Origin of the sequence: Pseudomonas sp. App30 (genome assembly GCF_047947025.1) — a bacterium.
Lineage (GTDB): Bacteria > Pseudomonadota > Gammaproteobacteria > Pseudomonadales > Pseudomonadaceae > Aquipseudomonas.
The window spans coordinates 302,059-317,366 of record NZ_CP133165.1 but is presented as its reverse complement, the minus strand read 5'-3'; the positions used below and the strand labels follow the sequence as shown (position 1 = coordinate 317,366).

Below are 15,308 nucleotides of genomic sequence, written 5' to 3'. Positions count from 1 at the left end.
AGGCTGGCCATGAACAAATTCGCCCATTACGCGCGCAACCCCAGTGGTCGCGACTTTGCCGTGGGCGATATCCATGGCCACTTCGGCCGCCTGCAAGCCACCCTCGACCGCGTGGGCTTCGACCCGGCCACCGACCGCCTGTTCAGCGTCGGCGACCTGGTGGACCGCGGCCCGCAAAGCGAAGCGTGCCTGGAGTGGCTGGACCGCCCCTGGTTCTTTGCCGTGCAGGGCAACCACGAGGCCCTTGCCATCCAGCACCAGGCCAATATCAGCGTCGACGAGCGCATGTACCGCGCCAGCGGCGGCGCCTGGTTCATTGACGCCAGCGCGGAAAAACAGCAGCTCTACGCCCAGCGCTTCAGCCAGCTGCCGGTGGCCCTGGAAGTGGAGACCAGCCGCGGCCTGGTGGGCCTGGTGCACGCCGATTGCCCGTTTCCCACCTGGCGCCAGTTGCGCGACTTCCTCCAGCACCGCTGGCCCGGCGAAACCTACACCGACGAGGGTTGCCAGTGGTCGCGCGCGCGCATCAAGCGCGGCGACGGCAGCGGCATTCGTGACGTGCGCGCGGTGATCGTCGGCCACACGCCGTTGCGCCGGCCGCGGCGCCTGGGCAACGTCTGGCACATCGACACGGCAGGCTGGAGCGAAGGCTATTTCACCTTGATGGAGCTGGGTGCCCTGGAGCCTTTGAACGTGCCTGCCCCCGTGGCGCGCTAAGCGTCAGACCTGCTGCGGCTCCGGCTGCACCTGGCGCTGGGGTTGCGGTGGGTAGAGGCGGTTGCGGCCGTGGTGCTTGGCCTGGTACAGGGCCTGGTCGGCCGCCTGGATCAGCAGGTGCGGCTGGGTGTCCTCGCCCTCGGGCACCCACACATGCACGCCGGCGCTCAGGGTCACCAGGCCACCGTCGTTGCCGGCATGGTGGATGGTCAGTTCACGCACCCGTTCAAGGATGTTGTTGGCCACCAACCAGGTGCCGGCCCAGTCGCTTTCCGGCAACACCACCAGCAGTTCCTCGCCGCCGTAGCGCACCACCAGGTCGCTGCTGCGGCCCACGCAGTCCAGCACCGCGCGGCCCACGGCGCGCAGGCACTGGTCGCCGGCGGGGTGGCCGTACAGGTCGTTGAAGCGCTTGAAATGGTCGACATCGAGCATGATCAGCCCCAACGGCTTGCCGTTGCGCCGGGCGCGGCCGATCTCGTGGGGCAGGGCGGCGTCCAGCTGGCGGCGGTTGGCCAGGCCCGTGAGGGCGTCCTGCATGGCCAGGATCTCCAGCGCCGCGTGGGCGTTGCGCAGTTGCGCTTCGGTGCGCTGGCCGTGGCGCAGCTGGCGAATCAACGCCACGCCGAACACCGACAGCGCCGCGCCCACCACCAGGATGAACGCCGCCGAGCGCAGCAGGTTGGCGTGCCAGGTGGCGTAGATGGCGTCCTTGGACTGGGCGGCTTCCACCACCAGCGGGTATTTGTCCAGGGACTTGTAGCTGAACAGCCGCGACACGCCGTCGATCAGCGATGGCATCATGCTGCTGCCCGACGGCTGGTTGGGCAGCAGCTCGCTGAACACCCGGCCCTTGGCCAGGCTGGTGCCGATCACGTGCTCGTCGAAGGGCCGCCGGGCCAGCACTGTGCCGTTGGCCAGGGCCAGCACGATCACGCCCTGGCGGTCGAGGTCGAACGACTGGTAGAAGCGGTTGAAGAACTCCAGGTCCAGGGTCGCCAGGGCCACGCCGGTAAAGGCGCCGTCCGGGCCTTCGATGCGCCGTGACACGGGGATGATCAGCTGGTTGTTGGTGCGGCTGCGAATCACCGGGCCGATGTGCACGGCGTTGCCGCGGTTGAAGCGGTGGAACTGGAAGTATTCGCGGTCGGCGTTGTTGACCCCAGCTGGGTCAACGTCGTTGGAGGTCACCAGCCAGCGGCCGTCCTTGTCGTAGATGAACAGGCCGTGCAGTTGGGTGAGTTCGTGGGTGCGCGCCTGCATCAGCCGGTGCAGCCGGGCCAGTTGCGCCGGGCCGGTGCCGTCGGCCTGGACCCGTTCGGTGAGGTCGGCCAGCACCGTGTCGGCTTCCTGCACGGTGCTTTCGGCGTGCTGGGCCAGGGAGCGGGCGAGGTTGGCGGTGTGGGTCTGCGCCACCCGCAGCGCCTGGGTGCGGGCGGTCCAGCTTTGCCAGGTGTCCAGGCCCAGCAACGACAGCAGCACCAGGGCCATGAAGCCGATGGCCAGGCGCTGGGCCGAGGGCCGAGCCTTGAGAATGATGCGCTGCTGCAGATTGTCCAGCATCGGCGGCCATATGAGCGAATGGGCGTCTGCCCAGTGTAGCAGCGGCCACGAGGCGCGGTATCCCTGGGAATACGCGGCGCCTGCGGACGCGGCCTGGCGGCCGCTGCTACGGGGTGTGGTGTTACGGGTAGTGGTGGAAACCGCGGCCGGCCTTGCGGCCCAGGTAACCGGCAGCGACCATTTCGCGTAGCAGGGGGGCTGCGCGGTATTTGCTGTCGCCGAAGCCTTCCAGGAACGCGTCCATGATCGCCAGCAGGGTGTCCAGGCCGATCAGGTCGGCAAGGGCCAGCGGGCCGATGGGCTGGTTGCAGCCCAGGCGCATGCCGGTGTCGATGTCCTCGGCGCTGGCCAGGCCTTCGCTGAGCACCAGGATGGCCTCGTTGATCATCGGCACCAGGATGCGGTTGACCACAAAGCCCGGACGGTTGCCGGCGCTGATGGCGGTCTTGCCCAGGCGCCCGCTCACCTCCAGCGCCAGCGCATGGGTGGCGTCGCTGGTCTGCAGGCCGCGGATCACCTCCACCAGGGCCATCATCGGCACCGGATTGAAGAAGTGCAGGCCGATGAAGCGGTCCGGCGCGTTGACGCTGGCCGCCAGTTGGGTCACCGACAGCGACGAGGTGTTGGTGGCGATGATGCACTGCTCGCTGACCTGCTCGGCGATCTGCTTGAGAATCTTCACCTTCAGCCCGAGGTTCTCGGTGGCCGCCTCGATCACCAGCTGGGCCTCGGCCAGCCGCGCATAGTCGGTGCTGGTGGTGATGCGCACCAGGGCCTGGTCGGCCTGCGCCTGGGTCAGCGTCTGCTTGCTGACCTGGCGTTGCAGGTTCTTGCCCAGGGTGGCCAGGCCCTTTTCCAGGGCGGCGTCGCTGATGTCCAGCAGAGTGACGCTGTAGCCGGAGAGGGCGCACACCTGGGCGATGCCGTTGCCCATGGTGCCGGCGCCGATGACGGCGATGTGTTGCACGGTCATGTCATGTTCCTTCAATTAAACGCGTTCGAACAATACGGCGATACCCTGGCCGCCACCGATGCACATGGTCGCCAGGCCGTAGCGGCCCTGGATGCGGTGCAGTTCGTGGATGGCCTTGGTGGCGATGATCGCGCCGGTGGCGCCCACCGGGTGGCCCAGGGAGATGCCCGAGCCGTTGGGGTTGACCTTGGCCGGGTCGAAGTCCAGTTCCCGGGCCACGGCGCAGGCCTGGGCGGCGAAGGCTTCGTTGGACTCGATCACGTCCAGATCCTGCACCCGCAGGCCGGCCTTGAGCAGCACCTGGCGGGTGGCCGGAATTGGCCCCAGGCCCATCAGCGCCGGCTCCACGCCGGCGTGGCCGTAACCCACCAGCCGCGCCAGTGGCACAAGGTTGTGGGCGCGCACGGTCTCGGCGGTGGCCAGCACCAGGGCGGCGGCGCCGTCGTTGAGGCTGGAGGCGTTGCCCGGGGTCACCGTGCCGTCCTTCTTGAACGCCGGCTTCATCTTCGCCAACTGCTCGGCGTCCACGGCGCGCACGTTCTCATCCTCGGCGAAGGTTACCGGGCCTTTGCGCGTGGCAATCTCGATGGGCACGATCTGCGAGGCAAACCGCCCCTCGGCAATGGCGCGGGCGGCGCGCTGCTGGCTGACCAACGCCAGTTCATCCTGCATCTGCCGGGTGATGCCGTACTTCTCGGCAATGTTCTCGGCGGTGATGCCCATGTGAATGCCAGCGAACGGGTCGTGGAGCACGCCGAGCATGTAGTCCAGCGCCTGGATATCGCCCATGCGCGCGCCCCAACGGGTCTGCTGCAGGAAGTACGGGCCACGGCTCATGGACTCGACACCGCCGGCCAACACCGCGCCGGCGTCGCCCAGCAGCAGGCTCTGCGCCGCCGAAACGATGGCCTGCAGGCCTGAACCGCACAGGCGGTTGACGTTGAATGCAGGGGTTTCTTGAGGAATGCCGGCGTTGACCGCCGCCACCCGCGACACGTAGGCGTCGCGCGGCTCGGTGGGGATCACCGTGCCGAACACCACGTGGCCGATGTGCTCGGGGGCCAGCTTCGCCCGCTCGAGGGCGGCACGGGCCAGGTCGGTGGCCAGCTGGGTGGGCGGTACATCCTTGAGCGAACCGCCAAAACTGCCGATGGCCGAGCGCGCGGCGCTGACCACGAAGATTTCCGGGGTGGACATGGGGAGGGCTCCTGACTGGGCGTGTTGTTTTTTGCCCAGTCTAGAGCGCCCCGGGGGGATTTGTCTCTTGCGGGAACTCAACGGTCCCGGGGCGAACCGCGAGTCAGGCCTGGGGCACCATGGCGAAGCCCACGCCGAAGCGGTTCCAGGCGTTGATCGTGGCAATCGCCAGGGTCAGGTTAGCGACTTCCGCTTCGTCGAAGTGTTCAAGCAACGCCTCATATTGATGCTGTGGCGCGTGATGAATGGACAACTGCGTCAGGCTTTCCACCCACGCCAGCGCCGCACGCTCGCGCGGGGTAAAGAACGGCGTTTCTTCCCACACGGTCAGGGTCTGCAAGCGGGCTTCGGTTTCGCCGGCCTTGCGCGCATCGTTGGCGTGCATGTTCACGCAGTAGGCGCAGCCGTTGAGCTGCGAGGCGCGCAGGCGCACCAATTCCAGCAGCGAGTTCTCCAGGCCGGACTTGGCCAGGGCCATTTCCAGGCCAACCATGGCCTTGTAGGCGTCGGGCGCGGCTTTGGCCCATTCGATGCGCTTGTTCATTTCAGTGTCTCCGGGGTAGGTGTCGTGTGGGAGCTACCTTAACGCCGGGGCCAATCGCGCCGAATAGCCAATGCGGCGCTTTACCGGGGGGCCAATTGCTGGAAGATGTCGCGCACCCGGTCCAGGGCCGGGTCGATGTCCAGCAGGTCGATGGCGCCAAAGCCCAGCAACAGGCCAGGCACCGGCGTTTGCCGGCTGTAGAACGGGGTGATCGGGTACAGGCCCACCTCGGCCTGGCGCGCCACTTTGATCAGCACGCCCAGGTCTGCGTCCGACTGGCTCAGGGCAGTCAGGTGGTAGCCGGCAGTGGCCGGCACGGCGGCCAGCCAGGGCGCCAGGTCACCGGCCAGGCGCTGCAGAATGCGTTCGCGGCGGGCGCTGTACACCTCGAAGCAGCGGCGCACGTGCTTGAGCAGTTCGCCCTCGCTGATGAACTTGGCCAAGGCCCACTGGCTGAGGGTGGGCGTGTGCCAGTCGGTCAACTGCTTGGCCACTTTCACCGCTTGCAAAATGGCCGCTGGCAGCACCGCGTAGCCCAGGCGCAGCTCGGGTAGCAGGGTCTTGGAGAAGGTGCCGATGTAGGCCACCAGGCCGTACGGGTCGAGGCTCTGCAGGGAATCCGTCGGTGGCCCTTCGTAGCGGAACTCGCTGTCGTAGTCGTCCTCGATGATGATCGCCCCCAGCTCGGCAGCGCGGGCCAACAGTGCCTGGCGGCGGGCCAGGCTCATGGGCATGCCCAGGGGGAACTGGTGCGAGGGGGTGACGTAGATCAGCCGGGTGCCCTCGGGGATCAGCTCCACGCACAGGCCTTCCTCATCCACCGGCACGTCCACCACGTCGGCGCGCTGGGCGGCGAACAATTGGCGGGCGAAGGGGTAGCCGGGGTCTTCCATGGCCACCTTGCACCCGGGCTCGATCAGCACCCGGGCGATCAAATCCAGCGCCTGCTGCGCACCGTTGGTGATCAGCACGCTGTCGACGCTGGCGCGCACCCCGCGGGCAAAACCGATGTGGCGGGCTACGGCTTCGCGCAGTTCCGGCAGGCCCTGGGGGTCGCCGTGCAGGGCACGGGAGCGGTTGAACTGGCGCAGGGCGTAGAGGGTGCAGCGCCGCCACTGGTCGAAAGGGAAGTGGGTTTTCAGCGAGGCGCCACCGATGAACTCATAGCGGGCCCGGCCCTGGGCGGCGGCATGGCTGAGTGGCATGGGCATGTCGCGCCACAGCGCCAGCACGGCGGCGCTGGCCAGCGGCGAGGCCGGCTGTACTTCTGGCTGGGTGATGGGCCGGGCGTTGACGAAGGTGCCGCTGCCCACGCGGCCGCTGAGCAGGTTGTCGTAGGTCAGGCGTGAATAGGCGTCGGCCACGGTCTTGCGCGACACGCCCAGTTGCGTCGCCAGCAGGCGCGTGGGCGGCAGCTGCGTGCCGGCGGCCAGCAGGCCGCTGTCGATGGCGTCGTACAGCTGGCGGTAGAGTTGCTCGGCCAGGTCCTTGCGGGTGGGGAAGGTGATGTGCAGTTCCATGGGGGCAGGCAGGCAGCGGATGATCCCGCCATCGTAGCAGCTGCCGAAGGCTGCGTCCGGTGGCGGTCCTGCGTTGCTCCAGGACGCGGCCTTTGGCGGATGGCCGCCCCGCCGCTGCTACCGGTGCGATGTGCGCAGGACTTCGCGTAGCCGCTGCCGCCAGGCTGCGCTGGCCCCTGAGTTCACTGAAGGTCTCCAGCGAGGCTGAAGGCCTGCGCAGCCTGCGGCAGCGGCTACAGATTCGCGTAGCAGCTGCCGAAGGCTGCGTCCGGTGGCGGTCCTGCGTTGCTTCAGGACGCGGCCTTTGGCGGATGGCCGCCCCGCCGCTGCTACAGGTGCGATGTGCGCAGGATTTCGCGTAGCCGCTGCCGCCAGGCTGCGCTGGCCCCTGAGTTCACTGAAGGTCTCCAGCGAGGCTGAAGGCCTGCGCAGCCTGCGGCAGCGGCTACAGATTCGCGTAGCAGCTGCCGAAGGCTGCGTCCGGCGGCGGTCCTGCGTTGCTCCAGGACGCGGCCTTTGGCGGATGGCCGCCCCGCCGCTGCTACAGGTGCGATGTGCGCAGGATTTCGCGTAGCCGCTGCCGCCAGGCTGCGCTGGCCCCTGAGTTCACTGAAGGTCTCCAGCGAGGCTGAAGGCCTGCGCAGCCTGCGGCAGCGGCTACAGATTCGCGTAGCAGCTGCCGAAGGCTGCGTCCGGTGGCGGTCCTGTGTTGCTCCGGGACGCGGCCTGCGGCCGCTGCTACGGGGCAGCGGGGTCAATCCCAGTGGGGGGCGACGCTGGCGGGGCTGGTCAGGCGTTCGCCGCGGTCCAGGGCGGCGATCTCGGCCATGTCGGCGTCGCTCAGGCGCAGGCCCACGGCGGCCAGGTTGCTGGCCAGGTTGTCGCGGCGGGTGGAAGAGGGGATCACCGCATAGCCCAGCTGCATGGCCCACGCCAGGGTGACCTGGGCGGTGGTGGCCTGGTGGCGTGCGGCGATGGCGGCGATTACCGGGTCATTGATGACCTTGCCGTAGGCCAGGGTCATGTACGAGGTGACCTGGATGCCCTGGCTGCGGGCGAACTCGGCCACCTTGCGGTTCTGCAGGTAGGGGTGCAACTCGATCTGGTTGGTGGCGATCTCGCCGGCACCGACTACGGCGATGGCTTGTTGCATCAGGTCGATGGTGAAGTTCGACACGCCGATCTGGCGGGTCAGCCCGAGCGCCTTGGCTTCGGCCAGGGCGGTCATGAACTCGCTCACGGCCACGGCGTTTTTCGGCGATGGCCAGTGGATCAGGGTCAGGTCCACATGGTCGGTGCGCAACTTGGCCAGGCTCTCGCGCAGGCTGGGAATCAGCTTGTCGGCGGCGAAATTGTCGACCCAGATCTTGGTGGTGATGAACAGTTCGTCGCGGGGCACCTGGCTGTCGGCGATGGCCTGGCCGATCTCGGCCTCGTTGCCGTAGATCTGCGCGGTGTCGACGGTGCGGTAGCCCAGTTCCAGCGCGGTGCGCACCACGTCGATGACAACCTGGTCTTTGAGGCGGAAGGTGCCGAGGCCGAAGGCGGGGATGCTCATGGGGCGTTTCCTGTGACAGTGATAGAAGGTAGGCGCCCAGTATCGAATCCATCCCGGCAGGGAAACAGAGTGGCTGCGGCATTTGATATTTGCGTAGCGGTCACGAATACGTGCGCACGCCGGTGACGGCGCACCAATACGAGTCCTGACCGATCGGACAGCAACCGTGCCATGTCCAACCTCTGAAAATAATGCCAGTGGCATCAGGAGCTTGCAGCGGGTGTGGGACAGGGTGCCTGTGCACGGCACGGTAATTGATAGCCCATGGCGTCACAACAACCCTTCAAGGACGCGGCCATGCACCCCACCCAATCCACCGTCACCGAGCGTGACGGCCTGTTTGAGCTGCACGCCGGCACCGATGTGCTGGACAGCCCCCGCTACAACGCCGATATCGCACCCACCAAGGTTCATGAGCGTACCTGGAACCAATGGCACATCACCGCGTTGTGGGTTGGCATGTCCATCTGCGTGCCGACCTATACCCTTGGCGGGGTCCTCACCGCCTATTTCGGCCTGACGGTAGGGGAGGCGCTGCTTGCCATACTGTTGGCCAACATCATTGTGCTGGTGCCCCTGACCCTCAATGCTTTCGCCGGCACTAAATATGGCATTCCCTTCCCGGTGTTGCTGCGCGCCTCGTTCGGGGTCATGGGTTCCAACGTGCCGTGCCTGATCCGCGCCCTGGTGGCCTGCGGCTGGTTCGGCATCCAGACGCTGTTCGGCGGCCTGGCCATTCACCTGTTCCTGGGCTCGGTGTTCGAAGGCTGGAAGGCCCTGGGCGGCACTGGCGAGGTGATCGGCTTCCTGCTGTTCTGGTGCCTCAACCTGTGGGTGGTCATCCGCGGCGCCGAGTCCATCAAGTGGTTGGAGACCCTGTCGGCGCCGCTATTGGTGTTGGTGGGCGTCGGCCTGCTGGTGTGGGCCTTGCCGAACATATCCCTCACCGAGCTATTGGCACAGCCGCCCAAGCGGCCGGAGGGCGCCAGCGTTGTCAGCTATTTCTGCGCCGGGCTCACCGCCATGGTCGGCTTCTGGGCAACGCTGTCACTGAATATTCCCGACTTCAGCCGCTACGCCAAGAGCCAGAAGGCGCAAGTTGTCGGCCAGATCCTCGGGTTACCGCTGACCATGTTCCTGTTCGCCTCCCTGGGCGTGGTCATGACCGCCGCCTCGGTGTCGCTGGTGGGCGAGATGGTGTCCGACCCGGTCAGCCTCATCGGCCACATCAAGAGTCCCGCCTGGGTGGCGGTGGCCATGGCGCTGATCATCGTTGCCACGTTGTCTACCAACACGGCGGCCAACATCGTCTCGCCCACCAATGATTTCCAGAACCTGGCGCCCAAGCTAATCGGCCGTACCCGCGCGGTGTTGCTGACCGGCGTGGTGGGGCTATTGCTGATGGGGCATGAGTTGCTGAAGAAACTTGGCTGGATTGTCTCGGACGTCAGCCTTGAGAAAGTGTTCTCGAACTGGCTGTTGGGCTATTCGAGCCTGCTGGGGCCGATTGCCGGGATCATGGTGGTGGACTATTTCCTGATCCGCAAACAGCAACTGGACCTGGCCGGGCTGTACAAGGATGGCGTATATCCGGCGTGGCATTGGCGCGGGTTCGTGGCGTTCGGGGTGCCTGCGGTGTTGACACTGCTGTCGCTGGGAAGCTCGGCGTTCAGCTGGTTTTATGACTATGGCTGGTTCACCGGTTCGGCGTTGGGTGGCGTGTTGTATTACGGCTTGTGCAAAATTCGTGAGCCGTCCGCCGTGGTAGTGGCGACCCCGTAAACTCCCGACAGAGGCGGCCAGGAGTCAAATGGCATAAACAAAACGCATGCCCCCCTCAAACGAACGCATTTCCCCAACAAAATCCATCCATGCAAACCTCGGGAGACATAAAAACAACAACGAGGTACACCCATGAAATGGCTTGGCAAGCTATATGTCCAGGTGCTCATTGCCATGGCCCTGGCCATCGCCCTGGGGCTGCTGGCACCTGACACCGCCGTGCAGATGAAGCCCCTGGGCACGGCGTTCATCGCCCTGTTGAAGATGCTGCTGGGGCCGATCATCTTCTTCACCGTGGTCCACGGCATCGCCCACATTGGCGATTTCCGCCGCCTGGGCCGTATTGGCATCAAGACCCTGGTGTATTTCGAAGTGGTCAGCACCCTGGCCATGCTCACCGGCTTCGTGGTGGTGTCGCTGGTGCGGCCCGGTGACGGCCTGCACCTGCACATGGCCGACACCCTGACCGGCGAGGCGGCCGGGCAGACCGCCGCCCTGGCGGCCGACAGTTTCAGCCTCAGCCACTTCATGCTGTCGATCATCCCGCGCACCCTGGGCGCGGCCTTCGTCGATGGCGAGATTCTGCCGGTGCTGTTCGTCTCGGTGCTGGTGGGCGTGGCCCTGGCCCAATGCGCCAAGCCCGACTGGGTGGGCCTGCGCCTGCTCAATGAAGGGCAGGTGGTGATCTTCAAGCTGCTGGGCTACATCATGCGCCTGTCGCCCTTGGGCGCGTTCGGCGCCATGGCGGCGGCCGTGGGCAGCTATGGGCATTCGACCCTGCTGTACCTGCTGCGCTACGTGCTGACCTACTACGCCAGCGTGCTGATATTCATCTTCCTGATTTTGGGCAGTGTCGCGGCACTGGCGGGGTTCTCGCTGCTGAAGATTCTGCGGGTGATCAAGGAAGAAGCGATCATCGCCATGGGCACCGCCTCCAGCGAAGCGGCGTTCCCGCGCTTGGTGGACAAGCTCAAGCAGGCCGGCTGCGACGAGGCAGTGGTGGGCTTCGTGCTGCCCGCCGGCTACAGCTTCAACATTGACGGCGCCTGCCTGTACATGGCTTGCGGCCTGGGCTTCCTGGCCCAGGCCACCGACACCTCGTTGTCCTGGGGCCAGCAGCTCAGCCTGCTGGCGGTGATGCTGCTGACCTCCAAGGGCGGCGCCGGCTCGGCGGGCGGCGCGGTGATCAAGCTGGCCGCCACCCTGCAGACCGTGCGCGTGCTGCCCATGGGCGCCGTGGGCTTGCTGTTCGGCATCGACCGGGTGCTGGCCATCGCCACCTCCACCACCAACGTCATCGGCAACAGCGTGGCGGTGTTTGTGATCTGCCGCTGGGAAAAACTCTTCGACCGCCAGCGCTTCGACGCCTACCTCGCTGCCCCTGAACGCGCCGCCACGGCGCCCGTTGCCACTTTGCCAGAGAGCTCAAAATGACAGACCACAGCCTTCGCATTGCCCTGATCGGTTTCGGTGAAGCCGGCGGTATTCTTGGCCACGACCTGGCGGCCCAGGGCCTGGCCGTTCGCGCCTGTGACCGCCTGGGCGAGGCCCTGCGCGCCAAGGCCACGGCCAGTGGCGTGGCCCTGTGTAATACGGCCGCCGAAGCCATTGCCGGCGCCGACCTGATCATCAGCGCTGTCACCGCCGGCTCCGCCCTGGGCGTGGCCGAGCAGGTGGCCACGCTGATCGCGCCGGGGCAGGTGTTCATGGACATCAACTCGGTGGCGCCCAACACCAAGCGCAGCGCCTGCGCGGCCATCACGGCTGCCGGCGGCAGCTACATCGACGCAGCGGTGATGGCGCCGGTGCCACCGCAACGGCTGCAGACGCCGATCCTGCTCGGCGGCGAGCGCGCCGAGGAAGTGGCCGGCTGGTTGGCGCCGTTGGATTTCAATGTGCGCGTGGTCGCCGAAGACGTCGGCGTGGCCTCCGCCATCAAGATGTGCCGCAGCGTGATGATCAAGGGCCTGGAGGCGCTGACCACCGAGTGCCTGTCCACCGCCCGGCAATATGGCGCCGAGGACGCGGTGCTGGCGTCGCTGCACAAAAGCTTCCCCAACATGGGCTGGGACGCCGAGCTGCCGCATTACCTGATCAGCCGCGTGGCCGAGCATGGCCGCCGGCGTGCCGAGGAGATGGAAGAGGTGGCCAAGACCGCGGCCGATGTCGGCGTGGCGCCGAACATGAGCTTGGCCATTGTCGCTACCCAGCGTGGGTTGGTGGAGCGCATGGCGGCGCAGGGTATGACCTATGCCGATACGGTGCCGTTTGATTGGACGCGGTTGGTGGATGCGCTGATCGACTGACGCAGCTCACTGCTTGGGCAGGAACGGCGCCAAGGCCGAGTGCAGGCGCCGGGCATCCCCCAGGGTGCGCAACTGGGCCTTGGCCGCCTGCCAGTCCTGGGGCCGTGGCGCACGGCCGCTGGCCTCGATGTTGGCCATCATCAGCACCGCGCGTTGTTGGTCGTGCAGCGGCGTGGCGTCAGGCATCGGCTGCGCTGCCAGGCCGGCCACGGCCGCTTGCAACTGAGCGATTTCTGCCTTCAGCGAGGGCCAGGGCCTGGGCTGGGTGAGCGGCAACACCGGCGCCAGGGTCGGCGCCGCGGCAATGCGCGGGCTGGGCAGCTGTTGTTTGAACGCGGTTTGCAGGCCCAGCCAGTCGCGCACCGTGGCCAGCACCGAGGTGTGGTCGAACGGCACTCCCGTGGCACTGCGGAACACGGCGCCCTGGGGCGTGTAGGAAGACATCACAATGGCTGGCACGCGCACGCCGAAGCGGTCGAAGGCGAACGGCTGGCCATCGGTTGGCGCCGTGGCATAGGGCAGCGGCGGCTGCGCACCGCAAGGTGGTTGCACGTGGTCGAACGTCCCGCCATGTTCGTCGAACAGCAGCACGAACAAGGTGCGATCCACCTTGGGGCTGCTGGCGATCATCTCGTAGACCTGGGCCAGCAGCAGTTCGGCCGGGCGCACGTCGTAGGGCGGGTGGTAGCTGCGGTCATGCCCCAGGTTTTCCGAGAGGCCGAAGCTGGGTTCCAGGAAGGTCAGCGGCGGCAACGTGCCTTGGCTCACGGCGTGCTGGAACTCGTCCAGCTTGCCGAAGTTGTGCGTGTTGTCGAAGTAGTTCTCGGCGAACAACGTCTTGACCAGGGAGGGCAGGGTGCCGGCGTTATAGACCTTCCAGTCGATATTCTGGCTGCCCAGCACGTCGAACACCGTGGTCAGCTTCCACGGCCAATGGTCATTGTTGACCTGGCCGAACGACGAGCCGGTCAGCAGGAAACTGCGGTTGGGCCAGGTCTGGCTGGGCACCGAGGCGTGCCAGGCGTCGCTGACGGCAAAGGCCCTGGCCAGCTTCGACAACACCGGCAACTGCGCAGGGCTATAGCTTTGCATGATCTGGCCGGTATCGGTGGGTGTGCTGGGCAGGCTGGCGTAATCCTTGAGGAACCCGCCCATGTTGTTCGCGACCTGGGCGCTGACGTGGTCGAACTCCTCGCCCGGGTCGGGCGTGGGCACCGTCCAGCCGCTGGCACCGCAGCACGCCGCCAGCGGCTTGCCGCCGTTGACACCCGGCGCGGTATTGCTGGCGGGGCTGTAGGCCAGCCCGCGGAAATCGGCGTTGGCCGCCGGTGGAATGTTAAGCGCAGGCGGGTGTGTGGGGCTGTAGAGGTAGCCCAGCACGTTATCGAACGAGCGGTTTTCCATCATCATCACGATCACGTGGTCGATTTGCGCCAGCGCCCGCTGGCCGATGGAGAATTGCACGTTGTCGTAGCCCAGGCCCTGGCCCTGGTAGGTGCCGGTGATGCTGTAGTGGCGGTTGTCCTGGCCTGGGAAGTCGAGGCTGACATTGGCGTCGCCGGACCATGGGGTACTGTTCCCGCCAGCGCTGATGCGGATCAGGATCGTGCTGCCGGCAAAGGTGCCGGTCAATTGCGCCTGCAATTGCACCGCTACGTTGCCCAGGGTCAGGGTGCTGGTGAAGAGCCAGGTGTGGCCGTCGGTGATCCCTTCGTCGCGGTTCATCCACCACACCGGCTGGTGCAGCAGGGGTGGCAGCTGGGTGTTGTTCACGCCCCAGTCGGCAGCGCTGAGCGCGGGGCTGACCACTGTGGTCGTGGCCAGCGCCGAATCGAGGTTGTTGATCAGGTAGACTTGGGTCGTCATGACGGCTGCTCCGGGTGGAACAACCAGCATAGATCACGGGGGTTCAGGCTTAGTTGTACGATGACTGACCGTCTGTCGTGCACTGGCAGGCAGATGTGGAATTAACCAAATAGTACATGTAAAATCGCCAGCATTCGGCCAACAGAGCCGCAGGAGCACGCCTCCTTCCTTCTTATAAAAAAGCCCGTCCATGCGACGGGCTTTTTCGTTTCCGCTTTTTGATTCACAGCCGCGCACGGACTGCGCCCCCCTGTACCTTTTAGAGAGACTGAAAACCCATGTTGCGCCTGGTCCTGCTTTTCCTGTTGCAAACGTTCCGCCGCCTGTTCAGCGGCACCTCCGTCAGCCCGCGCGCCGAACTGCAGGGCGCCCACGAAGAGCACGACGAAGGCCGCTGGACCGCCACCTCCATCGCCATCATCTGCGCCCTGGTGCTGTACATCATCGGCGGCCTGGGGCTGTACGGCAAAACTCACATCTGGGACACCCTGACCCCTGCGCAGAAAGACTTTATTGTGCAGTCGATGATTACTGACCAGCAGGTGCTTTAAGCGCGCCTCCGGTGCGCCAGCACGCGTCCCAGAACGGGTAGTCGGCAGGCCACGCCACGATCCCTGCGCGAATCGGATTGGCGACCACATAACGGGCCATGCGCATGAGATCCTCTTCCTGGCGCAGGGCATGGTCGTGATAACCCTGTTGCCAGACGGGGCCCGAGGTGCCGCCAGCCCGATTGATACCAAGCGTTGATCGAGACTTAAGGCGCCCCATCAGCCCAGCCAGGGTGCCTTGGCGCAGCTCTGCCAGCCAATGTAGGTGATCAGGCATCAGTACCCAGCAGAGGGTGCGTACGGCTTGCTCGCGCTCGGCTGTTTTGATTGCATCGATCACCGGGCGTGCAAGGTGCGGGTGCGTGAAAAGCGTCTTGCGATCGAGAGTGACCGTGGTCAACAGGTAAACGCGATTCAATTCCGAGAAGCGACCGTTCCGCAGGTTGGGTGATTTGTGCATGGGGGAGTGCCTCCTTGGCAAAACCCAAACCTAGTGCATACGGGCGCGTCGCGGGGGGTTGAAATAGCTTCCGATTATTGCCGGCTCGGCGATTCGCGGTGGCTGCCCCTACGCCGGTTGGCGGTTGGCGACGACGCTGATTGCATGACCGATTGATTCGCGGTGCGTGCATCGCGACCAAGGTCGGCTCCTACCACGGTCGGCGGTAGGAGCCGGCCTTGGCCGCGATGGCCACGACGCCGGTTGCATGGCAGGTTCATTTGCGGTGTGT

At 66.1% G+C, this 15,308-nt stretch carries 13 protein-coding genes; 5 read left to right on the top strand and 8 right to left on the bottom strand.

Going from position 1 to position 15,308, the window contains the following annotated elements:
- Nucleotides 1–9: 9 nt before the first annotated feature.
- Complete coding sequence (locus tag RAM80_RS01430) at nt 10–717, top strand: metallophosphoesterase (RefSeq protein WP_416424452.1); 708 nt, start codon at nt 10–12, stop codon at nt 715–717.
- Between the two features lie 3 nt (nt 718–720).
- Here the strand turns inward: RAM80_RS01430 and RAM80_RS01425 are convergent, their stop codons facing one another.
- The 6 genes from RAM80_RS01425 to dkgB form a co-directional block, all read right to left on the bottom strand.
- Nucleotides 721–2,280, bottom strand: coding sequence for a diguanylate cyclase domain-containing protein (locus RAM80_RS01425; protein WP_416424451.1), 1,560 nt, complete (start codon nt 2,278–2,280; stop codon nt 721–723).
- A 121-nt stretch (nt 2,281–2,401) separates the two neighbouring features.
- A complete protein-coding gene (locus tag RAM80_RS01420) occupies nt 2,402–3,253 on the bottom strand; it encodes a 3-hydroxybutyryl-CoA dehydrogenase (protein WP_416424450.1) in 852 nt (283 codons plus the stop codon).
- 15 nt (nt 3,254–3,268) lie between these two features.
- The gene (locus tag RAM80_RS01415) at nt 3,269–4,450 is read right to left on the bottom strand and encodes an acetyl-CoA C-acyltransferase family protein (protein WP_416424449.1); all 1,182 of its coding nucleotides are present in this window, start codon (nt 4,448–4,450) and stop codon (nt 3,269–3,271) included.
- Nucleotides 4,451–4,553: 103 nt separating this feature from the next.
- Nucleotides 4,554–4,994, bottom strand: coding sequence for a carboxymuconolactone decarboxylase family protein (locus RAM80_RS01410; RefSeq protein ID WP_416424448.1), 441 nt, complete (start codon nt 4,992–4,994; stop codon nt 4,554–4,556).
- A gap of 80 nt (nt 4,995–5,074) precedes the next feature.
- Nucleotides 5,075–6,514, bottom strand: a complete 1,440-nt coding sequence (locus tag RAM80_RS01405; protein ID WP_416424447.1) for a PLP-dependent aminotransferase family protein — start codon at nt 6,512–6,514, stop codon at nt 5,075–5,077.
- 754 nt (nt 6,515–7,268) lie between these two features.
- Nucleotides 7,269–8,072, bottom strand: coding sequence for a 2,5-didehydrogluconate reductase DkgB (gene dkgB / locus RAM80_RS01400; RefSeq protein ID WP_416424446.1), 804 nt, complete (start codon nt 8,070–8,072; stop codon nt 7,269–7,271).
- A gap of 297 nt (nt 8,073–8,369) precedes the next feature.
- Between dkgB and RAM80_RS01395 the strand changes: the two genes are divergently transcribed.
- The 3 genes from RAM80_RS01395 to RAM80_RS01385 all read left to right on the top strand — a co-directional run bounded on the left by RAM80_RS01395 (nt 8,370) and on the right by RAM80_RS01385 (nt 12,160).
- On the top strand, nt 8,370–9,854 hold the full coding sequence (locus RAM80_RS01395; protein WP_416424445.1) for an NCS1 family nucleobase:cation symporter-1: 1,485 nt from the start codon (nt 8,370–8,372) through the stop codon (nt 9,852–9,854).
- A 132-nt stretch (nt 9,855–9,986) separates the two neighbouring features.
- Complete coding sequence (locus tag RAM80_RS01390) at nt 9,987–11,288, top strand: cation:dicarboxylate symporter family transporter (protein ID WP_416424444.1); 1,302 nt, start codon at nt 9,987–9,989, stop codon at nt 11,286–11,288.
- Nucleotides 11,285–12,160 (top strand): DUF1932 domain-containing protein, encoded by an 876-nt coding sequence (locus RAM80_RS01385; protein ID WP_416424443.1) that lies wholly within the window; start codon nt 11,285–11,287, stop codon nt 12,158–12,160. Before RAM80_RS01390 ends, RAM80_RS01385 begins: the two co-directional genes overlap by 4 nt.
- Before the next feature lie 6 nt (nt 12,161–12,166).
- On the opposite strand, the gene RAM80_RS01380 is transcribed toward RAM80_RS01385, so the two are convergent.
- Complete coding sequence (locus tag RAM80_RS01380; RefSeq protein WP_416424442.1) at nt 12,167–14,026, bottom strand: alkaline phosphatase family protein; 1,860 nt, start codon at nt 14,024–14,026, stop codon at nt 12,167–12,169.
- Between the two features lie 278 nt (nt 14,027–14,304).
- Here RAM80_RS01380 and RAM80_RS01375 point away from each other — a divergent pair, with 278 nt between their 5' ends.
- Nucleotides 14,305–14,577 carry a hypothetical protein gene (locus RAM80_RS01375; RefSeq protein ID WP_416424441.1) on the top strand — a complete coding sequence of 91 codons (273 nt, stop codon included), beginning with the start codon at nt 14,305–14,307 and terminating at the stop codon, nt 14,575–14,577.
- Here RAM80_RS01375 and RAM80_RS01370 read toward each other — a convergent pair.
- On the bottom strand, nt 14,555–15,037 hold the full coding sequence (locus RAM80_RS01370; protein ID WP_416424440.1) for an REP-associated tyrosine transposase: 483 nt from the start codon (nt 15,035–15,037) through the stop codon (nt 14,555–14,557). The genes RAM80_RS01375 and RAM80_RS01370 overlap by 23 nt on opposite strands.
- Between the last annotated feature and the right edge of the window lie 271 nt (nt 15,038–15,308).